Raw genomic sequence first — 25,236 nt, 5'->3', positions numbered from 1 at the left:
ACTTTCACACCCGGAATGCTCTGACAAATGTCAGAGATACTTCTTACATCAATTTATTTCCCGCGTTGCTAGCGTGCCTTGGCAAATTCTCTTCGCGTGGCGATGAAGGATGATCGGACACCGCGCCAAGACTCCCATTGCTTAAGGACAAGCGTATGTTCAGTACGGGCAACTGCGCGCCTTTTACCCTGCAAATCCCAGCCGTTCGTCACGATTTCAAGGTGCTTGCCTTTAACGGCACCGAGGCCATCAGCCAGCTTTACTCCGTCCGAATCGAACTGGTCAGCGAGTATCCGGACTTCGATCTGGAGAGCCTGCTCAGCCAACCCGCGTTTCTACAATTCGGCCTCAACGGCGAAGGTATTCACGGGCGCATCGAAGATGTAATGGTCGCAGAGTCCGGTAAACGCCTGACCCGCTATGAGCTGACGCTGGTGCCAGCGTTGCACTATCTGCAGTTCAGCCAGGATCAGCGAATTTTTCAGCAGCGTACGGTGCCGCAGATCATCGCGCAGGTGCTCGAAAGGCACGGCTTTCAAAGCGATGCATTCACCTTTCACATCAACCCGAATCCGTCGCGTGAGTACTGTACGCAGTACGGCGAAAGCGACTTCATGTTCCTCCAGCGTTTGTGCGCCGAAGATGGAATTGCCTGGCATCACCAGCATTCGGTCGACGGGCATTTACTGGTGCTCACTGACAGCCCAGTGTTCGCCCCCAGTCTGGGTACAGCGCACTTTCAGGCCGACAGCGGCATGGTCGCAATCAGCTGACCATGGGCTTCAACACGCGCACCAGCACGGTGACCCGTCGTGACTACGATCTTCAACGCCCAAGTCTGCTACTGGAGAGCCGCTTCACCACCGAATTCAGTCCCGATCTCAAGGACTACCGATACTGATCTATATACGATGGCAATCCCTGGCTGAACCCCAAACCTATGAGGCTTACATCACCATTTGCGAATCGGCTCGGGAAATCATGCGTAAGCCGGAAAAAGCTTTCTGCAGGGCTGATGGCAAATGGATCACGGACTACCGCGATGACATGGGTATTGGCTTGGCTCCCGGCGGTATTGCAAAGGTCTGGCTAAGGGGCGCTTGCCTCAAGTCTGTCGAGATTACTCGGTTCAAAGGGAGTGTAATGAAGGAAGGCCCGTATCAAGGAAAAAACGAGGGGCGGTACGCACTGTCTCTATCACCTGAATCTAAAGCCTACATCGAAAAATTCGGCATTCCCTTCGGGAGCTGGTAAGGAGCATTACCTCATGGAATTGAAACCGCTGTTGTTCGCAGCGCTGATGTGGCTTCCCGTTACCCAGGCGTTTGCAGACACCTCGCCACTGGACGGCCATTACTACCTGACGGGCGCAATGGAAATGGGCGCCGAGTTGCTGTTGCGTAAGGACGGCACCTTTTCTGCTGGTATCGCCTACGGATCGGCTGGCGGTGTCGCCAAGGGAAACTGGTATGTCGAGGAAAACACTCTCATGCTGGAGCAAGAGCCTGCTGCCCAACCAGCAAAGAAGCTTTCCTACAATCTTTCACACGAGAGAACGCTGATCGAACTAAAGGAATATGCCGACAAAGAAAAAAATGAGTTGGCTAAAGAGAGCTACGTTTTAGAGCTACGGTACGATCACCAACCTGCGCCGCCGCCCCTGAAACCCGTGATGGTCAGTCTCGAGTTCGATTCAGGTCCACCGGGTCAATTGCTCTTGAACTCGAATCAACAAACAGACCTCTGGTTTCCTTACGATCACCAGAGAACTCTGAAAAAAATTGGCTTTGACACAGATCATAATCGTGGAACTTATCAGTGGTTCGATGTCGCGGGGGATAGCCGAGCCTTCAATATTGGCTGGAAGAAACGAAAAAACCAGCCCTTAACATTCGAACAACCAATCGGATTTGATCTGGCGACCACCCGCCAATATCTGGCTCCAGATGAGCGAGAACGAGTTGACCATAACTATTGGTTGACGTTTTATCACTTCGATCCGGTCTCACCACCCGCGATCCATCCAGTGGACGTTCATTGGCAATTCGAAGACGGTTCGACATTGAAGGAGGTTTGGACAGACTCGCAGCGAAACACGCTGACACTGCCGTTCTCCCCAAATAAAGCATTGGCGAAAATCGGTTTGCATACACAAAATTCTCCTGATGAAATCGAGTGGTTCACCGTCATGCCGGAAACTCGATGGGCGACGCTGGACTGGCAAGCCTATCCTGACCCTGCCAACGGCGATCTTTCTGTGTTGTTCAAAGATCTGCAATTAGCCATCGAACCCAACTGCTTGGCCGTCAATTTTGGCAACGGCAAGGCCTGCTTCCGGCGTCAATAAGCCGATTTACAGCCACAAAAAATGGGCACCCGACCGCAATCGGTGTGCCCATTTTTTATTGCGGTTCTCCCCGTGTTCAGGGACTTCGCCGCAATTATGGATTAACGCTGTCTTTCAACGATTTGCCTGGCTTGAAGGCAACGGTGTTGCTGGCCTTGATTTTCACCGGCTCGCCGGTTTGCGGGTTTTTACCGGTGCGGGCGCCGCGGTGGCGTTGCAGGAAGGTGCCGAAGCCCACCAGCGTGACGCTGTCCTTGCGGTGCAGAGCGCCAGTGATTTCTTCGAGAACGGCGTTGAGCACGCGGTTGGCCTGTTCTTTGGTCAGATCTGCTTTTTCAGCGATTGCAGCGGCGAGTTCTGGTTTACGCATTAGTGAAGCCCCTTTGACGGTTTTTTGTTGTTATGTCCGTGCTGTTCTCGTTGGAACAGCGCCCAAGGCGCCGCAGGCTCTACTCTGCGGCAGACGGAGTGAGGATGGCACGCGGATACCGGCGGCGCCAGCCTCCACGCGACCTTTGTAGGGGCAAAAGCGGGGTGATTCCGACAGAACGACCGGTATTTACGCCAGCAAGGGCGGAAGTTGTTTGTTCAGTGCGAGTTTTTCCATCACCGCCGCGCCGGTCAGGGCATAACCGAGCAACTGGCCGTCAGCGCTGTGACACAGGGCCTTGATGTCGGCGCCCTGCCCTTCGACCGCCCACACGCCTTCGCTGCCCCGTGGCGGGGGCGAAACCACCAGTGGGCACACCGGGGTTTTCACGGTGATCGGCATGGGACCATAGCTCACTGCCGTCGGGTTTCCCGCCAGGGTTTGTGCCAGCGCTCGCGCACAACTCATCAGGGGCATGACGTACAGCAGATTCAGCCCGTCGACCTCGGCGCAGTCGCCCAAGGCGTAGATATTGGCGTGAGACGTTTGCAAATGGCGATTGACCACGACGCCGCGATTGACCTGTACACCGGCAGCCGCGGCCAGATCAATGCGTGGACGCAGACCGATGGCCGAGACCACCACATCGCACGCAATGACCTGACCGTCGGACAGGTGCGCCTCCAGACCGTCAGCCACTTTTTGCAGACGGGTCAGCACCGGCCCCAGGTGGAAGCGTGCACCGAGGCTTTCCAGCCCCGCCTGCACGGCTGCCGCAGCGGCCCGGTGCAGCAGCGTCGGCATGACCTGTTCGCACGGGGCGACCAGTTGCACTTCGTAGCCGCCGAGGATCAGGTCATTGGCGAACTCGCAGCCGATCAGGCCGGCCCCGAGTAGCAATACCCGACGCTTACCGGCCGCTGCGGCACGGAAGCGTGCGTAGTCTTCGAGATCGTTGATCGGGAAGACCCGATCCGCACCATCGCCTTCAATCGGCACGCGCACGGTCTCTGCACCCCAGGCGAGGATCAGGTCGCGGTAGGCCACGGCCTCTTCGCCGATCCACAAGCGCTTGTGGCCGGCGTCGATACCGCTGATGCGCGTATGGGTGCGCACTTCGGCCTTCAACTGCTCGGCCATGGCGCCCGGCTCGGCCATACTCAGGCCGTCGGCGTCCTTGTTCTTGCCAAAACCGGTGGAGAGCATCGGTTTGGAGTAGGAACGACCGTCATCGGCGGTAATCAGCAGCAACGGGGTTTCGCTGTCGAGCTTGCGAAACTCACGGGCCAGGTTGTAGCCCGCAAGCCCGGTGCCAACGATGACGACTGGTGCGCTCATGCCTTACTCCTTGGGTTGTGCTTAGTTGATTTCGATCATTTCGAAGTCCATCTTGCCGACGCCGCAGTCAGGGCACAGCCAGTCTTCCGGTACGTCCTGCCAAAGGGTGCCCGGCGCGATGCCGTCATCCGGCCAGCCGTCGGCTTCGTTATAGACCAGGCCGCAAACCACACATTGCCACTTTTTCATTCAGGTACTTCCTCAGGATTCAGGCGTTTTGCCGGCGCGGACGGTCGATGGGTGCTGCGCTGCCATCCGGCTCAGGGCGTTTTGTACTGAGGGTGCCGGGCAGATGCAAGCCTGTTCGGCGCAACGGCGACCCGGTTCCATCAATCTCGCGGCCTGCCATGGTAAGCTCGCCGCCTCATTTGCGGCCAATAATGACTCATTGTGCAACATTCAAATTCCTCTCCGGCCCCGCTCTGGCTGACTCAGAGCCAACTGACGCCCCTCCCCGATTCGTTGACCCTGAACTGGTTGTTCGACGAAGGTTCGCTGACTCGCCGCCTGACCCGTCTGTCGAACGACGGCTTCAGCGTAACGCCGCTGTTTGAAGGCTGGGACACTTTGCGAACCGACGAATGCACCGCGCTGGATCTGGCCGAAGGCAGTGAAGGCTGGGTGCGTGAGGTGTATCTGCGCGGCCATGGCGAAGCCTGGGTGTTTGCCCGCAGCGTGGCTTCGCGCCGCGCGTTGCAGGGCGATGGTTTGCACATGGACGAACTGGGCAGCCGCTCGCTGGGCGAGTTGCTGTTTTGCGATCATGCCTTCCAGCGCCGCGCCATCGAAGTCTGTGAGTACCCGGAACATTGGCTGCCACAAGCGTCCCGCTCGCCCGACCTGTGGGGCCGTCGCTCGCGTTTCGACCGTGGCGCACTGAGCGTGCTGGTAGCGGAAATTTTCCTGCCGAGCCTGTGGAACGCTGCCCGCGCCCATCCGGAGACCTGCTGATGTATCAGAGCCTGCTCAAGTCCCTGAACCGTTTGAATCCGCGCGCCTGGGATTTCATTCAGTTGACCCGCATGGATAAGCCGATCGGCATTTACTTGCTGCTGTGGCCAACGCTGTGGGCGCTGTGGATTGCCGGCAAGGGCTCGCCATCGCTGGCCAACGTGGTGATTTTTGTCCTCGGCGTGGTGCTGACCCGCGCCGGTGGCTGCGTGATCAACGACTGGGCCGACCGCAAGGTCGACGGCCATGTCAAACGCACGGCGCAACGACCGTTGGCCAGCGGCAAGATCAGCTCGAAAGAGGCGCTGGTGTTCTTCGCGCTGCTGATGGGCGTGAGTTTCCTGCTCGTACTGTGCACCAATGCGCCGACGATCTGGCTGTCGCTGGGTGGTTTGGCGCTGGCGTTCACGTATCCGTTCATGAAGCGCTACACCTATTACCCGCAGGTGGTGCTGGGTGCGGCGTTTTCCTGGGGCATGCCGATGGCGTTCACCGCCGAAACCGGCGAAGTGCCCGCTGCGGCGTGGTTGCTGTGGATCGCCAACCTGCTGTGGACGGTGGGTTACGACACCTATTACGCGATGACCGATCGGGATGACGACCTGAAGATCGGGGTGAAATCCACGGCGATCCTGTTTGGCGAGGCGGACCGGGTGATCATCCTGACGTTGCAGGCGCTGTCGCTGGGCTGCCTGTTGCTGGCCGGGTCGAGATTCGAGCTGGGGGGCTGGTTCCATCTCGGTCTGCTGGCGGCTGCCGGCTGTTATGCGTGGCAATTCTGGTACACCCGCAGCAAGGACCGGTTGCGCTGCTTCCAGGCGTTTTTACACAACCACTGGGCCGGGCTGGCGATTTTTGTCGGGATCGTGCTGGATTACGCGTTGCGTTGAGACAATACGGCCCCGCAGACCGGGGCCGATGTTCAAGCACTCAAGCCCGTTATTTCTGTGACATGTGGACGACATGCCACATGTTATTCATCATGTCGCCTTTCATTTCTCCAGGTTTTTCGTCCTTCATGAACGTGTACAGCGGTTTGCCGTCGTAGGCGTATTGCATCATGCCGTCATCGCGCTTGATGACACTCCATTTGCCCTCAGCCTTGGCGTCCGCTGGCGCCATCATCGGTGGCCAGTTCTTGGCGCAATCGGCGTTGCACATCGACTTGCCGTCGGCGTCCTTATCGAACGTGTAAACGGTCATGCCTTTGTGATCGACCATCATGCCGTCCTTCATCATGGCCGGCTCGGCCGCCATCGCTAATCCAGGCAGAGTCAGAGCAGCAGCCATCAGCAGGGCTTTAAAGGAAAAATTCATTTGAGTCATGGAAACCTTCTTTTGTGGTTGTCAGGATTCGGACTTAGAGCGTAGTTCAGGATCCGCACAACCGCTGGCGGACTAAAATACTGTCACACGACTGCAATAATTCCGTTATCTAATGCGGCGCAAGACAGTTAAATGACAAGAGGATTAAGGCATGGTTGGCAGGAGCATTCTGATCGTTGACGACGAAGCGCCCATTCGCGAAATGATCGCCGTTGCGTTGGAAATGGCCGGCTATGACTGCCTCGAGGCGGAGAACTCGCAGCAGGCGCACGCCATCATCGTCGACCGCAAGCCGGACCTGATCCTGCTCGACTGGATGCTGCCCGGCACCTCCGGCATCGAACTGGCCCGCCGCCTCAAGCGTGACGAACTGACCGGGGACATCCCGATCATCATGCTCACCGCCAAGGGCGAAGAAGACAACAAGATCCAGGGTCTGGAAGTCGGCGCTGACGACTACATCACCAAACCGTTTTCCCCACGCGAGCTGGTGGCGCGCCTCAAGGCAGTGCTGCGTCGCGCCGGTCCGACGGACGGCGAAGCACCGATCGAAGTCGGTGGGCTGCTGCTCGACCCGATCAGCCACCGCGTGACCATCGATGGCAAGCCGGCCGAGATGGGCCCGACCGAATATCGCCTGCTGCAATTCTTCATGACCCACCAGGAACGCGCCTACACCCGTGGCCAATTGTTGGATCAGGTCTGGGGCGGCAACGTCTATGTTGAAGAGCGCACCGTCGACGTGCACATACGTCGTCTGCGCAAGGCCCTCGGCGACGCCTACGAAAATCTGGTACAAACCGTGCGCGGCACTGGCTACCGGTTTTCCACCAAGGCCTGACCCGACCGCCAGACTCGCTGACAAGGACCGTACTTCCCGTGAATCAAAACTGGCATGGCACCCTGATTCGCCACATGCTGCTGCTGGTCACCGCTTGTCTGGTGATCGGCCTGATCACCGGCTATTACGGCTGGAGCCTTGCCGCGGGCCTGGGTATTTATCTGGCCTGGACGCTCAAGCAATTGCTGCGTCTGCACGAATGGCTACGCCTGCACCAACCCGATGAAGCACCGCCCGACGGCTACGGCCTGTGGGGCGAGGTGTTCGACAGCATCTATCACCTGCAACGCCGCGACCAACGGGTGCGCGGGCGCCTGCAAGCGGTGATCGACCGGGTGCAGGAATCCACCGCCGCGCTGAAAGACGCGGTGATCATGCTCGACAGCGATGGCAACCTGGAATGGTGGAACCGCGCCGCCGAAACCCTGCTCGGCCTCAAGACCCCGCAAGACAGCGGCCAACCGGTGACCAACCTGGTCCGCCATCCGCGCTTCAAGGAATACTTCGAGCAGGAAAGCTATGCCGAGCCGCTGGAAATCCCCTCGCCGACCAATGATCGCGTGCGCATTCAGCTGTACCTGACCCGCTACGGCAACAACGAACACTTGATGCTGGTGCGCGACGTCACGCGCATCCATCAGTTGGAGCAGATGCGCAAAGATTTCGTCGCCAACGTTTCCCACGAGTTGCGCACGCCGCTGACGGTGATCTGCGGCTATCTGGAAACCCTGCTCGACAACGTCGAGGAAGTGAACCCGCGCTGGAGCCGTGCCCTGCAGCAGATGCAGCAACAGGGCGGGCGCATGCAGACGTTGCTCAACGACCTGCTGTTGCTGGCCAAACTGGAAGCCACCGATTATCCGTCCGACAACCATCCGGTGCCCGTCGACACGCTGCTGCAATCGATCAAGAGCGACGCGCAGCAACTGTCCGGATCAAAAAACCAGCACATCACGCTGGAAGCCGACACCAGCCTCATGCTCAAGGGCAGCGAGGCAGAACTGCGCAGCGCGTTCTCCAATCTGGTGTTCAACGCGGTGAAATACACGCCGGCCGAGGGCAACATTCGCATTCGCTGGTGGAGTGATGAGCAAGGCGCACACCTGAGCGTGCAGGACTCGGGCATGGGGATCGACAGCAAACACCTGCCGCGCCTGACCGAACGCTTCTACCGCGTCGACTCCAGCCGCAATTCCAACACGGGCGGCACCGGACTGGGGCTGGCGATCGTCAAACATGTGTTGCTGCGCCACCGCGCGCGCATGGAAATCAGCAGCGTGCCCGGTCATGGCAGCACGTTCACCTGCCATTTCGCCCCGGCTCAAGTGGCTCAAGTACGGGCAATTAGCGCCGCTGAGTAATGCCGGACTAGGCAATCGCCAGGTCAGCCGCTACATTGGCTGACTTGCGCCTGCCTTTCAGGCGCGACTTATTCTCTCTTACGAATTACACGGAACCCGCAAAACTCCATCATGGACCCTTCCCCTGGCTTGTCCCTCGCTACAATATTTGCCGATTTCGGCATGATTCTTTTTGCTTTGATCCTGGTGTTGCTCAACGGCTTTTTCGTTGCAGCGGAATTCGCCATGGTCAAACTGCGCTCGACCCGGGTCGAGGCCATCGCTGACAAGAACGGCTGGCGCGGGCACATCCTGCGCACCGTACACAGTCAGCTCGATGCGTATCTCTCGGCGTGCCAGCTAGGTATCACCCTCGCCTCCCTCGGCCTGGGCTGGGTGGGTGAGCCGGCGTTTGCGCACATTCTCGAGCCCTTGCTGGAAAGCGTTGGCGTGCAGTCGCCGGAAGTGATCAAGGGCGTGTCGTTCTTCGCTGCGTTCTTCGTTATTTCGTACCTGCACATCGTCGTTGGCGAACTGGCACCCAAGTCGTGGGCAATCCGCAAACCCGAACTGCTGTCACTGTGGACTGCGGTGCCGCTGTACCTGTTCTACTGGGCGATGTACCCGGCGATCTACCTGCTCAATGCCAGCGCCAACGCAATTCTGCGGATCGCCGGACAAGGCGAACCCGGCCCGCACCACGAACACCACTACAGCCGCGAAGAACTGAAACTGATCCTGCACTCCAGCCGTGGGCAGGATCCGAGCGACCAAGGCATGCGCGTATTGGCGTCTGCGGTGGAAATGGGCGAACTGGAAGTGGTCGACTGGGCCAACTCCCGGGAAGACCTGGTCACGCTGGAATTCAACGCGCCGCTGAAGGAAATCCTGGCGATGTTCCGTCGCCATAAGTTCAGCCGTTATCCGGTGTACGACAGTGAGCGCCAGGAGTTCGTCGGCCTGCTGCACATCAAGGATCTGCTGCTGGAACTGGCGGCGCTGGATCACATTCCCGAGTCGTTCAACCTGGCTGAACTGACCCGTCCGCTGGAACGCGTGTCACGGCACATGCCGCTGTCGCAACTGCTGGAGCAGTTCCGCAAGGGCGGCTCGCACTTCGCTGTGGTCGAGGAGGCAGACGGCAACATCATCGGTTACCTGACCATGGAAGACGTGCTGGAAGTGCTGGTCGGCGACATTCAGGACGAACACCGCAAGGCCGAGCGCGGGATTCTCGCGTATCAGCCGGGCAAGTTGCTGGTGCGCGGCGATACGCCGTTGTTCAAGGTCGAGCGCCTGCTGGGCATCGATCTGGACCACATCGAAGCCGAAACCCTCGCCGGCCTGGTCTACGAAACGCTCAAACGCGTGCCGGAAGAGGAAGAGGCGCTGGAAGTCGAAGGTCTGCGGATCATCATCAAGAAGATGAAAGGGCCGAAGATTGTGCTGGCCAAGGTGTTGATGCTGGATTGATGGACTGATCCCGAAGGTGTCAGATCAGACACCTCATCACTGCTTGCCCAACGCAAAGTTGGGCAATGCCCCCAGCGGCTGGTTGAACTGATACGGAATCGACACCAGCCCCGCCCCGCTATTGCGTTGCACCACAAAGTGCAGGTGCGGGCCGCTGCTGTTACCGGTGTTGCCCGACAGCGCCAACGGACTGCCCACCGTCACTCGTTGCCCTTCGCGTACCCTCACCGAGCCTTGCTTGAGATGCAGGTACACGCCCATCGTGCCGTCATCGTGCAGCACACGCACGAAATTGCCGGAAGGATCAGTGCCACGTCCACTCTGGGAGTTCTCGGTTTTCACCACCACGCCAGCCCGCGCGGCGATGATCGGTGTACCCACCGGCATGGCGATGTCCATCGCGTACTTGTTCTTCGGCCCATAGTGGCTGTATTGGCCATTGGCGCCCTGACTCAAGCGAAACGGCCCGCCACGCCACGGCAGCGGATAGCGATAGCCCTGCGCCGTCCCGGCAGGGTCGCCAAGGGCGTAATGGAACTGCGGCGTATACACCAGAGGCCTGGCGCCGGAAACCGCCGTCAGCAACGCCAAGCGCGTATTGCTGCGTGCCGGCAGCACCCGGCGGATCGTTTGAGCGGGCGCGCCACGCACATTGCTCATCCCGGTAAACGCCAGTGCAACCTCGACCGGCGCATACAAATCATTGCGCACGAATACCACGTCGACACCCTTGTGCTTCTTGATGTCGAGGTACACCTGCCGCTCAAGGCGTTCGACCATGCGATCCTGAAACACGAACACCTGCGAGCCTTTGCTCGGCCGGTCGCTGTAGGAGACCACGCCGTTGGCATCGGTGGATTTGTAAATAGTCATGGCCACAGCCGAGGTGGAGGCCATGAAGAGACCACAGAAAAACAGCAGGCGCGCGAGCATGGGCAAAGGTTCTGTCGAGTAAGGCCTGGAAATGAGCCTAGCAGGTCAAGCAGACCAGGCTAGTCGACAGATGTTTCAATTGGGCAGCCTGGAAAATCGCTGTCGTGTGTGATGACCCCTTCGCGAGCAAGCTCGCTCCACATTTGAAATACATTCCAATGTGCGGGCTTGCTCGCGAAGTCGGACGGTCAGGCGATGAAGATCAGGCGCCGGGTACGAAGTGCTTCTGCGCCGTGCCGCGGGCGATCAGGCGGGAGATGTAGTCGAGTTTCTGCGCGTCCTGGTCGACGAAGCGAAAGGTCAGTTGCAGCCAGTCGCTGTCGGCTTTCTGCTCAAAGGCAACGATGGCATGCAGGTAGCCATTGAGGCGGGCGATTTCGGCGTTGTCGCCCTGTTCCAGGTCGAGCACGGCGCTGTCGAGGATCTGCGGCAGGGTGTCGGTGCGCTTCACCACCAACAGCGCTTCCTTGATGCTCAGGGCCTTGATCACGCATTGCTGGTTGCCGCTCGGCAGGCGCAACTGGCCCTGACCCCGACCGCCAGCCGGCGCTGCCGAGGCGGCGGGCGCTTTGACCGGCGGGCTGTTGAGCAAACCACGGGATGGCGCGGCGGCTGGCGCGGGTGCAGCAGCGGCGGGTTTGGCAAACGGGTTGACCGCAGCGGCCGTCGGAGCACCACCGACCACGGCAGGTTTGCCGCCGGTCAGTGCGCTCAGGGAGTCGTTGCCGAACGCCGAGTTCATCTTGGTCGGTGCGCTGTTCATCAGGGTATCGAGCTTGCCGACCTTGTTCAGCGCCTGCTTGACCTTGGTCAGCAGTTGCTCGTTGGTGAACGGCTTGCTGACATAGCCCGAAACGCCAGCCTGAATCGCCTGCACCACGTTCTCTTTGTCGCCACGGCTGGTCACCATGACAAACGGCATGGTTTTGAGATTGTCCTGTTGACGGCACCAGGTCAGCAGTTCGAGACCGGACATTTCCGGCATTTCCCAGTCGCACAGAACCAGGTCGAAGGCTTCCTTGGCCAGCATGGCCTGAGCCTTTTTACCGTTGACGGCATCCTCGGTGCGGATCCCGGGGAAGTAATTACGCAGGCACTTTTTCACCAGGTCACGAATGAACGACGCATCGTCCACGACCAACACACTGATTTTGCTCATCCAACACCCCTATAAAAATCCCGGCAAGCATAACGCTGGCTGATGGCACATTGCCAAAACTCTTCAGTCACGCCGGGACTTTTCGTTCGCGGGTGCTGCTTTTTTATCCGAACCCCTAAATAAAAACGCCCGGCCAAAGGGCCGGGCGCTTTTCTCAGGCAATCTTACTTATCGTCAGCAACGCCCGGAACATTAGCGGTTTCGCCGCTTGTGCCCTGAACTTCTTCCTTCATGCGCTTGAGGCCCATGTGGCGAACGTCGGTGCCGCGCACCAGATAGATCACCAGTTCCGAGATGTTGCGCGCGTGGTCACCGATGCGCTCCAGCGAACGCAACACCCAGATGATGCTCAAGACCCGCGAGATAGAGCGTGGGTCTTCCATCATGTAGGTTGCCAGTTCGCGCAGTGCCGTTTTGTATTCGCGGTCGATGACTTTGTCGTACTGCGCCACCGACAACGCCAGATCGGCGTCGAAACGAGCAAACGCATCCAGGGCATCACGCACCATGTTGCGCACCTGGTCACCGATGTGGCGTACCTCGACGTAACCGCGCGGCGCCTCGCCCTCTTCGCACAGCTGGATGGCGCGGCGGGCAATCTTGGTGGCCTCGTCGCCGATGCGCTCCAGGTCGATCACCGACTTGGAGATGCTGATGATCAGACGCAGGTCGGAGGCCGCTGGCTGACGACGGGCCAGAATGCGCAGGCATTCTTCGTCGATGTTGCGCTCCATCTGGTTGATCTGATCGTCGATTTCACGCACCTGCTGGGCCAGGCCGGAGTCGGCTTCGATCAGCGCCGTGACGGCGTCGTTGACCTGTTTCTCGACCAGTCCGCCCATGGCCAGGAGGTGGCTGCGCACTTCCTCCAGTTCAGCGTTGAACTGCGCGGAAATGTGATGAGTGAGGCCTTCCTTAGAAATCATTGTGTTCGCTCCGCAAAAGCTTTTACCAAGAGCTGCAAGCTACAAGCTGCAAGCTGATTTGTGTCGTACTCGAACCGCTCTCGCTTGCCGCTTGAAGCTCGCGGCTCGCAGCTGCCTCAATCAACCATAACGACCGGTAATGTAGTCTTCGGTCTGCTTCTTCGCCGGGTTGGTGAACAGCGTATCGGTGTCGCCGAATTCCACCAGTTTGCCCATGTACATGAAGGCCGTGTAGTCGGACACCCGCGCCGCCTGCTGCATGTTGTGGGTCACGATGACGATGGTGAATTTGGATTTCAATTCGTAGATCAGCTCTTCGACTTTGAGGGTCGAGATCGGATCCAGAGCCGAGCACGGTTCGTCGAGCAGCAGTACTTCGGGCTCAACCGCGATGGTGCGGGCAATCACCAGACGCTGCTGCTGACCACCGGACAGGCCCAGTGCCGATTCGTGCAGACGGTCTTTGACTTCGTCCCACAGCGCCGCGCCTTTCAACGCCCACTCAACGGCTTCGTCGAGGATGCGCTTCTTGTTGATCCCTTGAATGCGCAGGCCGTAAACCACGTTTTCATAGATGGTTTTCGGGAACGGGTTCGGCTTCTGGAACACCATGCCGACGCGACGACGCAGTTCGGCAACGTCTTCGCCCTTGCGATAGATGTTGTTGCCGTACAGGTTGATCGCGCCTTCTACGCGGCAACCGTCAACCAGGTCGTTCATGCGATTGAAGGTACGCAGCAACGTCGACTTGCCACAGCCGGACGGGCCGATGAAGGCCGTCACGCGCTGTTTCGGGATGTTCATGCTGACGTCGAACAATGCTTGTTTGTCGCCGTAGTACAGGCTCAGGCCCGGCACTTCGATGGCAACGGTTTCCTGCTCGAGGCTCAGGCTCTGCTTGTCGCGGCCCAGGGCAGACATGTTGATGCCGTGGGTATGTGTTTCGTGCTGCATGGGAGGCTCCCTGTGCTAACAAATTCGGTTCGGTTAGCCGCTGGGTGCGGCTGTACTCAATCTTGGGTGGCAGCGTGCTTGCTCGCGAAGAGGTCGGCACATTCAACATCAATGTCGCCTGACCCACCGCTTTCGCGAGCAAGCCCGCTCCCACAGGAATATCAACTGTCCAACGCTTTGTACTTTTCGCGCAGGTGGTTACGAATCCACACCGCCGACAGGTTCAAAGTGGCGATCACCAACACCAGCAACAGCGCCGTGGCGTACACCAGCGGGCGGGCCGCTTCGACGTTCGGGCTCTGGAAGCCGACGTCATAAATGTGGAAGCCCAAGTGCATGATCTTCTGATCCAGGTGCAGGTACGGGTAGTTGCCGTCAACCGGCAGCGACGGCGCCAGTTTCACCACACCCACCAGCATCAGCGGCGCCACTTCACCAGCGGCGCGAGCCACGGCGAGGATCATGCCGGTCATCATGGCCGGGCTGGCCATTGGCAGGACGATCTTCCACAAGGTTTCAGCCTTGGTCGCGCCAAGCGCCAGCGAGCCTTCGCGCACCGTGCGTGGAATCCGCGCCAGCCCTTCTTCGGTCGCCACGATCACCACCGGCACTGCCAGCAGCGCCAGGGTCAACGAAGCCCAGAGCAGGCCCGGCGTACCGAAGGTCGGTGCCGGCAGCGCTTCGGGGAAGAACAAGCGGTCAACCGAGCCACCCAGTACATAAACAAAGAAGCCCAGACCAAACACGCCGTAAACGATCGCCGGTACGCCGGCGAGGTTGTTCACCGCGATACGGATGATCCGCGTCAGGGCGTTCTGCTTGGCGTATTCACGCAGGTACACCGCCGCCAACACGCCGAACGGGGTCACGATCATCGCCATGATGAGGGTCATCATCACGGTGCCGAAAATCGCCGGGAAAATCCCGCCTTCGGTGTTCGCTTCACGCGGGTCTTCCGACAGGAATTCCCAGACCTTGGCGAAGTAGAAGCGGATTTTGGTGAACGTACCCATCGCGTTCGGCTGGTAGGCATGAACCACTTTGCCCAGACCGATTTCAATCTCTTTGCCGTTGGCATCGCGAGCGGTCAAGGCATCACGGTTGAACTGGGCATGCAGATCGGACAGGCGTGCTTCAACGTCCTGATAACGAGCGTTAAGTTCGGCGCGCTCGGATTCCATGTCCGCTTGTGCGGTGGCGTCGAGTTTGCCTTCCAGTTCCAGTTTGCGGCCGTGCAGACGGATGCGCTCCAACCCTGCGTTGATCGCGCCGATGTCAGTCTTTTCCAGCGACTTCAGTTGCTTGGCAAGCCCGCTCACGCGGTCGATCCGCGCCTGCAGCTCAGGCCATGCAGCCTCGCCCTCAGCGATCACCTTACCGTCCTGTTTGACGTTGACCAGGTAGCCGTAGAAATTGCCCCACTCACGACGCTCGATCGCCATCAGCTCCGGCGGCGACGTCTGGTTGGTCAGCCACTCGCCGACGATCCAGGTGAAGTCGTTGCCGTTCAGATCACGGTTACCGACCTTGATCAGCTCACGGGTCATGAACTCCGGGCCCTGGTCAGGCACCGGCAAACCTGCGCTCTTGAGGCGGGCTCGCGGCACTTCTTCTTTCTGCACCACTTCGCCGATGACCAGGTGATTGGCCTGGCCCGGCACGTCGTAGTTGGCACGGATCAGATCCGCCGGCCAGAAGTGACCCAGACCGCGCACGGCAATCACCGCCAGCAGGCCAATGGTCATGATGACCGCGATGGACACCGCGCCACCGCTGATCCAGACGCCAGGGGCGCCGCTCTTGAACCATCCATTCAGGGAGTTCTGTTTCACAGACTTCTACCTTTGCTTAAAGCGACGAGTATTTCTTGCGCAGACGCTGACGAATCAGTTCTGCCAGGGTGTTCATGATGAAGGTGAACAACAGCAGCACCAGCGCCGAGAGGAACAGCACGCGGTAGTGGCTGCCGCCGACTTCCGACTCCGGCATTTCCACTGCCACGTTGGCCGCCAGCGTACGCAGACCTTCGAACAGGTTCAGTTCCATGACCGGGGTGTTACCGGTGGCCATCAGCACGATCATGGTTTCCCCGACCGCACGGCCCATGCCGATCATCAATGCCGAGAAGATGCCCGGGCTTGCGGTGAGGATGACCACGCGGGTCATGGTCTGCCACGGTGTGGCACCCAGCGCCAGCGAGCCAAGGGTCAAGCCGCGCGGCACGCTGAACACGGCATCTTCAGCAATCGAGTAGATGTTCGGGATCACCGCGAAACCCATGGCCAGACCGACCACCAGTGCGTTGCGCTGGTCGTAGGTGATGCCCAGGTCGTGGGAGATCCACATGCGCATGTCACCGCCAAAGAACCAGTTCTCCATGAACGGGCTCATGTACAGCGACAGCCAGCCCACAAACAGGATCACCGGAATCAGCAGCGCACTTTCCCAGCCGTCCGGCACTTTCAGGCGGATGGCTTCAGGCAGACGGCTGAAGGTGAACCCGGCCACCAGAATGCCGATCGGTAGCAGCATCAGCAGGCTGAAGATGCCCGGTAAATGCCCTTCCACATACGGGGCGAGAAACAGACCGGCGAAGAAACCGAGGATCACCGTCGGCATCGCTTCCATCAACTCGATCACCGGTTTGACCTTGCGGCGCAAGCTCGGGGCCATGAAGTACGCGGTGTAGATCGCAGCGGCAACGGCCAGCGGTGCCGCCAGCAACATGGCGTAGAACGCTGCCTTGAGCGTACCGAAGGTCAGTGGCGCCAGGCTCATCTTGGGTTCGAAATCAGTGTTGGCGGCGGTCGATTGCCAGACGTATTTAGGCTCGTCGTAGTTTTCGTACCAAACCTTGCTCCACAACGCGCTCCAGGACACCTCCGGGTGCGGGTTGTCGAGCAGCAGCGGTTGCAGCTTGCCGCCCGCTTCGACAATCACACGGTTGGCGCGAGGCGACAGACCGAACAGGCCTTGGCCGTCGACCACCTGATCGACCAGCAAAGTGCGGTGTGCGGTGCTGTGGAACACGCCGAGCTTGCCGCTGGCATCCAGGGCGAGAAAGCCCTTGCGACGCTCTTCAGCGGTGATTTCAACGATCGGTGCAGTGCCCATCTGGAAGGTGCGAATCTGCTTAAGGCGCAGTTCACCGTCGGTGTCGCGAGCCATGAACCACTGGGCCAGACCACCATTGGAATCACCGACGATCAGCGAAATACCGCCCACCAACTGGGCCGTCGCAGTCACTTGCGCATCGCCGTTTTCCAGCAGTTTGTAACGACCATTGAGACTCTTGTCGCGCAGGCTGAACACGTCGGCCTGGGCACGCCCGTTGACCACGTACAGCCACTGCTGGCGCGGGTCGACGAAAATGTTTTTCACCGGCTCAGTCATCTGCGGCAGATCGATACGCTTCTGCTCGTTGGTGACTTCGCCGGTCATCATGTTTTCTTCGCTGGTCAGCGACAGCACATTGAGTTGCGAACCGGTGGAGCCGACCAGCATCAAGGTCGAATCGGAGGCATTGAGGCTGACGTGCTCCAGCGCACCGCCGCTTTCGTTCAGCGCGATCGGCGTGTCGCCATAGGGATATTCGATGGCTGGGGTGATGGTTTTCTTGCCATCGGGGTAGCTGACTTTATAGGTGTGGCGGAACACCAGCACCTGGCCGTTGGACAGGCCCACGGCGACCAGAGGATGACCTGGCTGGTCTTTGGCGATGGACGTCACCGTTGCACCTGCCGGCACCGGCAGATCGACACGCTTCAACTCAGCGCCACTGTCGATATCGAAGAACAGCGCCTGACCTTTGTCGGAAACGCGCATGGCCACCTTATTCTGCTCTTCGAGCGAAATCATCAGTGGCTTGCCAGCGTCCTGCATCCAGGCTGGGGTGATTGCATCTTTCGCGGTCAGGTCGGCACCCTTGAACAGCGGGGCAACCACATAGGCGAGGAAGAAGAAAATCAGCGTGATGGCCGCCAGCACTGCCAGGCCGCCAATCAGGACGTACCAGCGAGTGAGGCGATCCTTGAGCGCGCGAATACGGCGCTTGCGTTGCAGCTCAGGCGTATTGAAATCAATGCGCTTGGGAGGGGAAGTCGTAGTCATTGTGGAGTTGGCCAGATCATTCATGCGCTCACCCTAGCGATCCTGTATGACAGAAAGATGACAATGCAGTGACGCACCAAATCCACCCCCAGCGGGTACTGGAGGCGGATCGAAAATTTGAGGTGTGTAAAAGGCCGGTCTGCGGGCAGATCCGGCCTTTCACTTGAGCCCGGTGGGGTTCACCCCGGGCTCAATTTGTTACTTCTTGGCGACAGCGCCGCCTTCTTGCAGACCCAGGTCAGCCAGTGCTTTTGCAGCAACCTTGGCCGGCAGCGGGATGTAACCGTCTTTCACAACCACTTCCTGGCCTTGTTTGGACAGCACCAGTTTCACGAACTCAGCTTCCAGCGGGGCCAAAGGCTTGTTCGGGGCTTTGTTGACGTAAACGTAGAGGAAACGCGACAGCGGATACTTGCCGTTCAGGGCGTTTTCTTCACTGTCTTCGATGAAGTCAGTGCTGCCTTTCTTGGCCAGGGCTACGGTTTTCACGCTAGCGGTTTTGTAGCCGATGCCCGAGTAACCGATGCCGTTCAGCGAGGAGCTGATCGACTGCACGACCGAAGCCGAGCCTGGTTGTTCGTTGACGTTTGGCTTGTAGTCGCCTTTGCACAGGGCTTCTTCTTTGAAGTAGCCGTAGGTGCCGGATACCGAGTTACGACCGAACAGTTGCACTGGCTTGTTGGCCAGGTCGCCGGTCACGCCCAGGTCGCCCCAGGTTTTGACGTCGGCTTTGGCGCCGCACAGACGGGTAGACGAGAAGATCGCGTCAACCTGTTCCATGGTCAGGTGCTGGATCGGGTTGTCCTTGTGAACGAAGACCGCCAGGGCATCCACAGCAACCGGGATAGCGGTTGGCTTGTAGCCGTACTTCTGCTCGAAGGCAGCCAGTTCGGTGTCCTTCATCTTGCGGCTCATAGGGCCCAGGTTCGAAGTCCCTTCAGTCAGCGCAGGTGGCGCTGTAGCGGAACCGGCAGCCTGAATCTGGATGTTGACGTTCGGGTATTCTTTTTTGTAGTTCTCAGCCCAGAGGGTCATGAGGTTAGCCAGGGTATCGGAGCCAACGCTGGACAGGTTGCCCGAGACACCGGTGACTTTGCTGTACGCCGGAATTGCCGGGTCAACGCCAGCGGCTACCGCGTGGGCAGTCGCTACGCCAGCAGCGACAAAAGTCATTGCCGCCATCAAACGCTTCAGTTTCATGCCTTACTCCTAGCAGATAGGGGGTGTTAAGTCGGGGCCAAGTATCAGCAGGCCGTGTGAACACTCTATGGCTGAAATATGACAATTGGATGAAAGGCCAGCATTGGTTTTTTAGTGAGTGATTCGCGGCGCCCCCTTGGCGAGCAAGCCCGCCCCCACACGTTGAAATGCATTCCAAATGTGGGAGCGGCGGTGCGACTTGCTCGCGAAGGCGTCAGAACAATCGATGAGGTGTCGGGATCAGCGGCCCTTCTTCCAGAGCCACGCGCCCACCACAATCCCCACCGCGCAGAGCACCACCACATAATAAGCCGGGCCCATCGCGCTTTCTTTCAGCAGCAGGCTGACCACCATCGGCGTCAGACCACCGAAGATCGCGTACGCCACGTTGTACGAGAACGACAGGCCACTGAAGCGCACCGCCGGCGGGAACGCTTTGACCATCACATAGGGCACCGCACCGATGGTGCCGACCAGCAATCCGGTCAACGCGTACAGCGGGAACAACCAGTCAGGGTGATCCGCGAGGCTGTGATAGAAGGTCCAGGAGCTGACCAACAAGCCCAGGCAACCGAAGACAAACACACGGCCGGCGCCAAAACGATCCGCCAGGGCGCCGGAAATGATGCAACCGATGCTCAGGAACACGATGGCCAGGCTGTTCGATTGCAACGCTGTGGTCGGCGAGAAGTGATAGACCGTTTGCAGTACGGTCGGGGTCATCAGGATCACCACGACGACCCCGGCGGACAACAGCCAGGTCAGCAGCATCGAGATTGCAATCGCCCCGCGATGATCACGCAGCACCGCACGCAACGGCACTTCTTCGGCCAGCGCCTTGCGCAGTTGCAACTCGGCGAACACCGGGGTCTCGTGCAGCCAGCGGCGCAGGTAAACCGAGAACAGGCCGAACACGCCACCGAGCAGGAACGGAATCCGCCAGGCGTAATCCGCGACTTCCACGGGCGTATAAAGGCTGTTGATCGCGGTGGCGACCAGCGAACCGAGCAGGATGCCGGCGGTCAAGCCGCTGGTCAGGGTGCCGCAGGCATAGCCGATGTGCTTTTGCGGCACGTGTTCGGAAACGAAGACCCACGCCCCAGGCACCTCACCGCCAATCGCCGCGCCTTGAATCACGCGCATCAGCAGCAACAGGATCGGCGCCCACAAGCCGATTTGCGCGTAGGTTGGCAGGAGGCCCATGATCAGGGTCGGCACAGCCATCATGAATATGCTCAGGGTGAACATCTTCTTGCGACCCAACAGATCGCCGAAATGCGCCATGACGATGCCGCCCAACGGCCGCGCCAGGTAGCCGGCGGCGAAGATGCCGAAGGTCTGCATCAGGCGCAGCCACTCTGGCATGTCGGCGGGGAAGAACAGTTTGCCGACCACGGTGGCAAAGAAAACGAAGATGATGAAATCGTAGAACTCCAGCGCGCCCCCCAGGGCAGACAGCGACAGAGTCTTGTAATCATTGCGGGTCAACGGTCGTGCGGGTTGCTCGGACTGCGCGAGGCTCGAAGGCGCTGTGGTCATGGCAAGGGCTTCTCTTATTAGGCGGATCTACCGCCACAACAACGCTGGCTGTGGCTTGAGCAGGTTCGGCACCATAGCAAATTGTTCGAAAAAGCACATAGAGGTGCGTATTTGGCGGTCAAAATCAGAACCGGATGGTCGTCGCGGAGTCTACCGACCGATATACTCGCAACCTTGCTCCGGTTTGTAGGGGGTTGCTGTGCGAAAACGTCGTTGGTCCGCCCTTTGCCTGGGAGCAGCCGATTTCGCAGAGTTTCCCTTTTAGTTGCCTGATGGAAAACGTGACGAACGCAATATGTTCGGTGCTGAATCGTTTTTCCTGAAGACGGCTACCACCCGCAATACCCACAAAGAGTCACGGGTCAGAGGCCCCTCGGCATGATAGAGCTCGAACAAGAAGATCCGATCCCGCAGGGCGATCTGGCCCTGCAAATCACCGCGCTACCGCGTGAAACCAATGGCTTTGGCGATATTTTCGGCGGCTGGCTGGTCGCGCAAATGGACCTGGCCGGCACCGCAATGGCCAGCCGTGTGGCCGGAGGCCGCGTCGCGACCGTCGCCATTGATCGCATGGCGTTCCTGGTGCCAGTGGCCGTTGGCGCGCAATTGTCCTTTTATACACAGACCCTGGAAATCGGCCGCAGCTCGATCCAGATGATGGTCGAAGTGTGGAGCGACGATCCGCTGTCCAGCGAGTGGCGTAAAGTCACTGAAGCGGTGTTCGTCTTCGTCGCCATCGACGGCAGCGGCCGCACCCGTTCGGTACCGCCACGCGCACGTTAAACCTCGCGACCGTTTTGCGGTCGATAGTCGTCCCAAGTGTCTGATCGAGAGCTGTCCCATGAACCCGCCCAACGTTGAAGCCGTGAAACTGGATGAACTGAACTGCTGGCGCATTCGCCACGGTCAGGCCGAAGTGCTGGTGGCCCAGCAAGGCGCACACATCCTCAGTTATCAGATCGACGGCCAGCCGCCGATCATCTGGCTCAACGACAAGGCCGATTTCAAGACCGGCAAGAGCATCCGCGCAGGTGTGCCGGTGTGCTGGCCGTGGTTCGGCAAGTTCGAACGCAATCCGCAGAGCGTAAAAGCCATGCGCATCAGTGACGAACCGGCGCCGGCGCATGGTTTGGTAAGGGCGATGGATTGGGCGCTGGGCGGTATCGAAGCCGAGGCCAACGGCCTCAAGGTCGAGTTCAAGCTGCCCTGCCCCGAAGGCGGATTGCCGGGCTGGCCCCATGAAGTGGATCTGACCCTGACCCTGCGCCTGGATGATCAATTGCACTTCAGCCTGACCAGCCACAACCGGGGTGCCGAGACCGTCAGCCTCAGCCAGGCCCTGCACACGTACTTCGCCGTCAGCGATGTGCGCAATGTGCACGTCGACGGTGTCGATGGCCTGAATTACATCGAGACGCTGGATGACTGGAAGACCGTCACCCAGCAAGGTGATCTGCACTTTGCCGGCGAAACCGACCGCATCTACCTCGACGCCCCGCCACAGCTAAGCATCATCGACCCGACGTGGGAGCGGCGTATCGTGCTGACCGCGACGGGTTCGCGCACCGCGGTAATCTGGAACCCGTGGATCGACCGCGCGGCAGCACTCAGCGATATGGACAACGATGGCTGGCAGCGCATGCTGTGCATCGAGACCGCGAATGTGATGGATGACGTGGTGACTTTAGCGTCGGGTGCGAGCCACACCATGGGCGTCAGCGTCGGCAGCAAACCGCTCTAGACCCTGGCGCAAAGGCTTGCTCGCGAAAGCGTCGTATCAGGCAACATCAATGTGACTGAGAGACCACATTCGCGAGCAAGCCCGCCCCTACCTTGGGTTCTGCGCCAACTCTTAGAGATCGGACTCCTGCACCACCCGCACCTTGTCCGCTTCCAGCGCATACGCGGCGTCAGCCAGATCATTGCTGACCTTCTCGATCTTCAGCGTGCCGGTCACCCACAGCGGCGTATAGATGTCATCGAGCTTCAGACCTTTGGGGTAGCGCACCAGCAACAGTTGATTCGGCGGCGGTGGCGGCACATGGATGCAGGCGCCCGGATATGGCACAAGGAAGAACAGCGTACTGCGACCCTTGGCGTCGGACTCAAGCGGCACCGGGTATCCGCCAATGCGGATGTGTTTGCCATTCATCGCCGCCACAGTCTTGGTCGAATACATCACCGCCGGCAGACCCTTGGCCTGTTTCATGCCGCCCTTCTCGGTGAAGGTGCCAGTGGCTTCGGGGGAGTTATGGTCGATTTCGGGCATGGCCTCAAGGGCCTTTTGATCCGACTTGGGCATCAGTTCCAGCCAGTCGGTTTCCGGCAGTTCGCCGGCGTGGGCCAAACCACTGCCCAGGAAAAGGAGAGTCAACAGAAGACGGCGCATGAAGGTGCTCGGAAAAAGAAAGGAATGAATCGCCGAGCATTCTAGCCCTCCCTGCCGGTTTGGCAGAGAGGGCTTTGTCGCCTGGATCAGTTCTTTTTGATCAGGCCGTAGATCACCAGCAACACGATCGCGCCGACCAGCGCGCCGAAGAACCCTGCGCCCTGACCTGCCTGATAGATGCCCAAAGCCTGGCCGCCGTAGGTGGCTGCCAGCGAACCGCCGATACCGAGCAGGATGGTCATGATCCAGCCCATGCTGTCATCGCCCGGTTTCAGGAACCGCGCCAGCAGGCCGACGATCAAGCCGATAAAGATGGTTCCGATAATTCCCATGGCACTTCCCTCTTGATGGTCAATATGCGAAGCCTAGTCAGACTTGCGCATCCTGCCATGAGAGAACGGCGGCCCCTGAATGGTTCCGCCGCTGCCACATGAAACTGTTTTACTCGGCGATCAGCGCTTGGACCTTGACGATCTGTGCCTGGAGCGTGGCCATGTCGGCGCAACGCAGGTTGGCGTGACCGACCTTGCGCCCAGCCTTGAACGCTTTGCCGTAGTGATGCAGGTGGCAATCTTCGATGGCGATGACTTTCTCCACCGGCGGTACGACACCGATGAAGTTGAGCATCGCGCTCTCGCCGACTTTAGCGGTCGACCCCAGCGGCAGGCCGGCAACGGCGCGCAGGTGGTTTTCGAACTGGCTGCACTCGGCGCCTTCGGTGGTCCAGTGCCCGGAGTTGTGCACGCGCGGGGCGATTTCGTTGGCCTTCAGGCCACCGTCGACTTCAAAGAACTCGAACGCCATCACGCCGACGTAATCCAGTTGCTTGAGCACGCGGCTGGAATAGTCTTCGGCCAGCGCTTGCAACGGGTGATCGGTGCTGGCAACGGACAGCTTGAGGATGCCGCTGTCGTGGGTGTTGTGCACCAACGGGTAGAACCTGGTTTCGCCATCGCGAGCGCGCACGGCGATCAGCGAGACTTCACCGGTGAACGGCACGAAGCCTTCCAGCAAACAGGCGACGCTACCGAGTTCGGCGAAAGTGCCGACCACATCTTCAGGCTTGCGCAGGACTTTCTGGCCCTTGCCGTCGTAACCCAGCGTGCGGGTTTTCAGCACGGCCGGCAGACCGATGGACGCCACGGCGGCGTCCAGATCGGCTTGCGATTGGATGTCGGCGAAGGCTGGGGTTGGAATCCCCAGATCCTTGAACATGCTCTTCTCGAACCAGCGGTCGCGAGCAATGCGCAGGGCTTCAGCGCTCGGGTAGACCGGCACGAATTGCGAGAGGAACGCTACGGTTTCAGCCGGGACGCTTTCGAACTCGAAGGTCACCAGATCGACTTCATCGGCCAACTGGCGCAGATGATCCTGATCGCCGTAATCGGCCCGCAGGTGTTCACCCAACGCCGCGGCGCAAGCGTCCGGCGCAGGGTCGAGAAAAGCGAAGTTCATGCCCAGCGGAGTCCCCGCCAGGGCCAACATGCGACCCAACTGGCCGCCACCGATTACACCGATCTTCATCTCAACAACCTCAGGCAATACGTGGGTCTGGATTGTCCAGGACGCTGTCTGTCTGCTCGGCACGGAAGGTTTTCAGTACCGCGTGGAACTGTGGATGCTTGGCGCCAAGGATGCTCGCCGAGAGCAGGGCCGCGTTGATCGCGCCTGCTTTGCCGATGGCCAGAGTGGCGACCGGAATACCGGCGGGCATCTGCACGATCGACAGCAGCGAATCGACGCCCGAGAGCATGGCCGACTGCACCGGAACGCCCAGTACCGGCAGGTGGGTCTTGGCCGCACACATGCCTGGCAAGTGAGCTGCGCCACCGGCACCGGCGATAATCACCTCGATGCCGCGGCTTTCAGCCTCTTCGGCGTACTGGAACAGCAAATCCGGGGTGCGGTGGGCAGAGACCACTTTGACCTCGTACGGGATGCCGAGCTTTTCCAGCATATCGGCGGTGTGGCTAAGGGTGGACCAATCGGACTTGGAGCCCATGATCACGCCAACCAGTGCACTCATCGTCGCGCCTCTTC

24 protein-coding genes and 2 pseudogenes are annotated in these 25,236 nt (G+C 59.6%); 10 read left to right on the top strand and 16 right to left on the bottom strand.

Annotated features, from left to right (window positions below; translation table 11 throughout):
- Positions 1 to 155 precede the first annotated feature (155 nt).
- From tssI to AACY02_RS08290, 3 genes and pseudogenes are all read left to right on the top strand, one after another.
- Positions 156 to 898: pseudogene (gene tssI / locus AACY02_RS08300) on the top strand (type VI secretion system tip protein TssI/VgrG); the annotation flags it as partial.
- Positions 889 to 1,254, top strand: a pseudogene (locus tag AACY02_RS08295) (DUF2931 family protein); the annotation flags it as partial. The pseudogenes tssI and AACY02_RS08295, both read left to right, overlap by 10 nt.
- A gap of 13 nt (positions 1,255 to 1,267) precedes the next feature.
- The gene (locus tag AACY02_RS08290) at positions 1,268 to 2,347 is read left to right on the top strand and encodes a hypothetical protein (protein WP_339431521.1); all 1,080 of its coding nucleotides are present in this window, start codon (positions 1,268 to 1,270) and stop codon (positions 2,345 to 2,347) included.
- A gap of 94 nt (positions 2,348 to 2,441) precedes the next feature.
- Here the strand turns inward: AACY02_RS08290 and AACY02_RS08285 are convergent, their stop codons facing one another.
- From AACY02_RS08285 to AACY02_RS08275, 3 genes are all read right to left on the bottom strand, one after another.
- A complete protein-coding gene (locus tag AACY02_RS08285) occupies positions 2,442 to 2,717 on the bottom strand; it encodes an HU family DNA-binding protein (protein WP_003213368.1) in 276 nt (91 codons plus the stop codon).
- A gap of 189 nt (positions 2,718 to 2,906) precedes the next feature.
- Positions 2,907 to 4,055 carry an NAD(P)/FAD-dependent oxidoreductase gene (locus tag AACY02_RS08280; RefSeq protein ID WP_339431520.1) on the bottom strand — a complete coding sequence of 383 codons (1,149 nt, stop codon included), beginning with the start codon at positions 4,053 to 4,055 and terminating at the stop codon, positions 2,907 to 2,909.
- Positions 4,056 to 4,076: 21 nt separating this feature from the next.
- On the bottom strand, positions 4,077 to 4,244 hold the full coding sequence (locus AACY02_RS08275) for a rubredoxin (protein WP_339431519.1): 168 nt from the start codon (positions 4,242 to 4,244) through the stop codon (positions 4,077 to 4,079).
- 201 nt (positions 4,245 to 4,445) lie between these two features.
- Between AACY02_RS08275 and AACY02_RS08270 the strand changes: the two genes are divergently transcribed.
- Together AACY02_RS08270 and ubiA are read left to right on the top strand one after the other, a co-directional pair.
- A complete protein-coding gene (locus tag AACY02_RS08270) occupies positions 4,446 to 5,006 on the top strand; it encodes a chorismate--pyruvate lyase family protein (protein ID WP_339431518.1) in 561 nt (186 codons plus the stop codon).
- Positions 5,006 to 5,896 (top strand): 4-hydroxybenzoate octaprenyltransferase, encoded by an 891-nt coding sequence (gene ubiA / locus AACY02_RS08265; RefSeq protein ID WP_339431517.1) that lies wholly within the window; start codon positions 5,006 to 5,008, stop codon positions 5,894 to 5,896. Before AACY02_RS08270 ends, ubiA begins: the two co-directional genes overlap by 1 nt.
- Positions 5,897 to 5,945: 49 nt before the next feature.
- On the opposite strand, the gene AACY02_RS08260 is transcribed toward ubiA, so the two are convergent.
- On the bottom strand, positions 5,946 to 6,332 hold the full coding sequence (locus AACY02_RS08260; RefSeq protein ID WP_339431516.1) for a COG4315 family predicted lipoprotein: 387 nt from the start codon (positions 6,330 to 6,332) through the stop codon (positions 5,946 to 5,948).
- A 151-nt stretch (positions 6,333 to 6,483) separates the two neighbouring features.
- Here AACY02_RS08260 and phoB point away from each other — a divergent pair, with 151 nt between their 5' ends.
- The 3 genes from phoB (at position 6,484) to AACY02_RS08245 (ending at position 9,986) form a co-directional block, all read left to right on the top strand.
- Entirely contained in the window at positions 6,484 to 7,173 is a 690-nt protein-coding gene (phoB, locus tag AACY02_RS08255) for a phosphate regulon transcriptional regulator PhoB (RefSeq protein WP_007896474.1), read from the top strand.
- A 74-nt stretch (positions 7,174 to 7,247) separates the two neighbouring features.
- Entirely contained in the window at positions 7,248 to 8,534 is a 1,287-nt protein-coding gene (gene phoR, locus AACY02_RS08250) for a phosphate regulon sensor histidine kinase PhoR (protein WP_260455826.1), read from the top strand.
- A 111-nt stretch (positions 8,535 to 8,645) separates the two neighbouring features.
- Complete coding sequence (locus tag AACY02_RS08245; protein ID WP_339431515.1) at positions 8,646 to 9,986, top strand: hemolysin family protein; 1,341 nt, start codon at positions 8,646 to 8,648, stop codon at positions 9,984 to 9,986.
- A 36-nt stretch (positions 9,987 to 10,022) separates the two neighbouring features.
- Here AACY02_RS08245 and AACY02_RS08240 read toward each other — a convergent pair whose 3' ends face one another.
- The 8 genes from AACY02_RS08240 to AACY02_RS08205 form a co-directional block, all read right to left on the bottom strand.
- A complete protein-coding gene (locus AACY02_RS08240; RefSeq protein ID WP_339431514.1) occupies positions 10,023 to 10,919 on the bottom strand; it encodes a M23 family metallopeptidase in 897 nt (298 codons plus the stop codon).
- A 202-nt stretch (positions 10,920 to 11,121) separates the two neighbouring features.
- Entirely contained in the window at positions 11,122 to 12,078 is a 957-nt protein-coding gene (locus AACY02_RS08235; RefSeq protein WP_339431513.1) for a response regulator, read from the bottom strand.
- A 164-nt stretch (positions 12,079 to 12,242) separates the two neighbouring features.
- Positions 12,243 to 13,004: a phosphate signaling complex protein PhoU gene (phoU, locus tag AACY02_RS08230; protein ID WP_221731907.1), complete on the bottom strand. Its 762-nt coding sequence runs from the start codon at positions 13,002 to 13,004 to the stop codon at positions 12,243 to 12,245.
- Positions 13,005 to 13,124: 120 nt separating this feature from the next.
- Positions 13,125 to 13,958, bottom strand: coding sequence for a phosphate ABC transporter ATP-binding protein PstB (gene pstB / locus AACY02_RS08225; protein WP_221731906.1), 834 nt, complete (start codon positions 13,956 to 13,958; stop codon positions 13,125 to 13,127).
- 161 nt (positions 13,959 to 14,119) lie between these two features.
- The gene (pstA, locus tag AACY02_RS08220; protein ID WP_339431512.1) at positions 14,120 to 15,790 is read right to left on the bottom strand and encodes a phosphate ABC transporter permease PstA; all 1,671 of its coding nucleotides are present in this window, start codon (positions 15,788 to 15,790) and stop codon (positions 14,120 to 14,122) included.
- Between the two features lie 16 nt (positions 15,791 to 15,806).
- Complete coding sequence (locus AACY02_RS08215) at positions 15,807 to 18,092, bottom strand: ABC transporter permease subunit (protein ID WP_221731904.1); 2,286 nt, start codon at positions 18,090 to 18,092, stop codon at positions 15,807 to 15,809.
- Between the two features lie 174 nt (positions 18,093 to 18,266).
- Positions 18,267 to 19,268 carry a phosphate ABC transporter substrate-binding protein PstS gene (locus tag AACY02_RS08210; RefSeq protein WP_221731903.1) on the bottom strand — a complete coding sequence of 334 codons (1,002 nt, stop codon included), beginning with the start codon at positions 19,266 to 19,268 and terminating at the stop codon, positions 18,267 to 18,269.
- Positions 19,269 to 19,508: 240 nt separating this feature from the next.
- Complete coding sequence (locus tag AACY02_RS08205) at positions 19,509 to 20,807, bottom strand: MFS transporter (RefSeq protein ID WP_339431511.1); 1,299 nt, start codon at positions 20,805 to 20,807, stop codon at positions 19,509 to 19,511.
- 378 nt (positions 20,808 to 21,185) lie between these two features.
- On the opposite strand from AACY02_RS08205, the gene AACY02_RS08200 reads away from it, so the two are divergent.
- Positions 21,186 to 21,590: an acyl-CoA thioesterase gene (locus AACY02_RS08200; RefSeq protein ID WP_003229628.1), complete on the top strand. Its 405-nt coding sequence runs from the start codon at positions 21,186 to 21,188 to the stop codon at positions 21,588 to 21,590.
- A 58-nt stretch (positions 21,591 to 21,648) separates the two neighbouring features.
- Complete coding sequence (locus AACY02_RS08195) at positions 21,649 to 22,548, top strand: D-hexose-6-phosphate mutarotase (RefSeq protein WP_339431510.1); 900 nt, start codon at positions 21,649 to 21,651, stop codon at positions 22,546 to 22,548.
- A 111-nt stretch (positions 22,549 to 22,659) separates the two neighbouring features.
- On the opposite strand, the gene AACY02_RS08190 is transcribed toward AACY02_RS08195, so the two are convergent.
- The 4 genes from AACY02_RS08190 to purE form a co-directional block, all read right to left on the bottom strand.
- Complete coding sequence (locus AACY02_RS08190; protein WP_221731900.1) at positions 22,660 to 23,196, bottom strand: DUF3299 domain-containing protein; 537 nt, start codon at positions 23,194 to 23,196, stop codon at positions 22,660 to 22,662.
- Between the two features lie 86 nt (positions 23,197 to 23,282).
- Positions 23,283 to 23,528, bottom strand: a complete 246-nt coding sequence (locus AACY02_RS08185) for a GlsB/YeaQ/YmgE family stress response membrane protein (RefSeq protein ID WP_217829170.1) — start codon at positions 23,526 to 23,528, stop codon at positions 23,283 to 23,285.
- A gap of 109 nt (positions 23,529 to 23,637) precedes the next feature.
- A complete protein-coding gene (locus AACY02_RS08180; RefSeq protein ID WP_221731899.1) occupies positions 23,638 to 24,720 on the bottom strand; it encodes a 5-(carboxyamino)imidazole ribonucleotide synthase in 1,083 nt (360 codons plus the stop codon).
- Between the two features lie 10 nt (positions 24,721 to 24,730).
- Positions 24,731 to 25,222: a 5-(carboxyamino)imidazole ribonucleotide mutase gene (gene purE, locus AACY02_RS08175; protein ID WP_007920220.1), complete on the bottom strand. Its 492-nt coding sequence runs from the start codon at positions 25,220 to 25,222 to the stop codon at positions 24,731 to 24,733.
- Between the last annotated feature and the right edge of the window lie 14 nt (positions 25,223 to 25,236).

The sequence above is a fragment of the Pseudomonas sp. EA_65y_Pfl2_P78 genome (assembly GCF_963970495.1).
Lineage (GTDB): Bacteria > Pseudomonadota > Gammaproteobacteria > Pseudomonadales > Pseudomonadaceae > Aquipseudomonas > Aquipseudomonas baetica_A.
The sequence above is the reverse complement of the archived record's forward strand: the minus strand, read 5'-3'. Positions and strand labels throughout refer to the sequence as shown.

Excerpts from the sequence above, each read along its gene's own strand:
- AACY02_RS08280 (WP_339431520.1), bottom strand. The coding sequence starts at position 4,055 with ATGAGCGCACCAGTCGTCATCGTTGGCACCGGGCTTGCGGGCTACAAC.
- AACY02_RS08190 (WP_221731900.1), bottom strand. The coding sequence starts at position 23,196 with ATGCGCCGTCTTCTGTTGACTCTCCTTTTCCTGGGCAGTGGTTTGGCC.
- AACY02_RS08260 (WP_339431516.1), bottom strand. The coding sequence starts at position 6,332 with ATGACTCAAATGAATTTTTCCTTTAAAGCCCTGCTGATGGCTGCTGCT.
- phoU (WP_221731907.1), bottom strand. The coding sequence starts at position 13,004 with ATGATTTCTAAGGAAGGCCTCACTCATCACATTTCCGCGCAGTTCAAC.
- AACY02_RS08290 (WP_339431521.1), top strand. The coding sequence starts at position 1,268 with ATGGAATTGAAACCGCTGTTGTTCGCAGCGCTGATGTGGCTTCCCGTT.
- pstB (WP_221731906.1), bottom strand. The coding sequence starts at position 13,958 with ATGCAGCACGAAACACATACCCACGGCATCAACATGTCTGCCCTGGGC.
- phoR (WP_260455826.1), top strand. The coding sequence starts at position 7,248 with ATGCTGCTGCTGGTCACCGCTTGTCTGGTGATCGGCCTGATCACCGGC.
- AACY02_RS08240 (WP_339431514.1), bottom strand. The coding sequence starts at position 10,919 with ATGCTCGCGCGCCTGCTGTTTTTCTGTGGTCTCTTCATGGCCTCCACC.
- phoB (WP_007896474.1), top strand. The coding sequence starts at position 6,484 with ATGGTTGGCAGGAGCATTCTGATCGTTGACGACGAAGCGCCCATTCGC.
- AACY02_RS08215 (WP_221731904.1), bottom strand. The coding sequence starts at position 18,092 with ATGAATGATCTGGCCAACTCCACAATGACTACGACTTCCCCTCCCAAG.
- AACY02_RS08235 (WP_339431513.1), bottom strand. The coding sequence starts at position 12,078 with ATGAGCAAAATCAGTGTGTTGGTCGTGGACGATGCGTCGTTCATTCGT.
- AACY02_RS08210 (WP_221731903.1), bottom strand. The coding sequence starts at position 19,268 with ATGAAACTGAAGCGTTTGATGGCGGCAATGACTTTTGTCGCTGCTGGC.
- AACY02_RS08285 (WP_003213368.1), bottom strand. The coding sequence starts at position 2,717 with ATGCGTAAACCAGAACTCGCCGCTGCAATCGCTGAAAAAGCAGATCTG.
- AACY02_RS08275 (WP_339431519.1), bottom strand. The coding sequence starts at position 4,244 with ATGAAAAAGTGGCAATGTGTGGTTTGCGGCCTGGTCTATAACGAAGCC.
- ubiA (WP_339431517.1), top strand. The coding sequence starts at position 5,006 with ATGTATCAGAGCCTGCTCAAGTCCCTGAACCGTTTGAATCCGCGCGCC.
- AACY02_RS08205 (WP_339431511.1), bottom strand. The coding sequence starts at position 20,807 with ATGACCACAGCGCCTTCGAGCCTCGCGCAGTCCGAGCAACCCGCACGA.
- AACY02_RS08200 (WP_003229628.1), top strand. The coding sequence starts at position 21,186 with ATGATAGAGCTCGAACAAGAAGATCCGATCCCGCAGGGCGATCTGGCC.
- AACY02_RS08185 (WP_217829170.1), bottom strand. The coding sequence starts at position 23,528 with ATGGGAATTATCGGAACCATCTTTATCGGCTTGATCGTCGGCCTGCTG.
- AACY02_RS08180 (WP_221731899.1), bottom strand. The coding sequence starts at position 24,720 with ATGAAGATCGGTGTAATCGGTGGCGGCCAGTTGGGTCGCATGTTGGCC.
- purE (WP_007920220.1), bottom strand. The coding sequence starts at position 25,222 with ATGAGTGCACTGGTTGGCGTGATCATGGGCTCCAAGTCCGATTGGTCC.
- AACY02_RS08245 (WP_339431515.1), top strand. The coding sequence starts at position 8,646 with ATGGACCCTTCCCCTGGCTTGTCCCTCGCTACAATATTTGCCGATTTC.
- AACY02_RS08195 (WP_339431510.1), top strand. The coding sequence starts at position 21,649 with ATGAACCCGCCCAACGTTGAAGCCGTGAAACTGGATGAACTGAACTGC.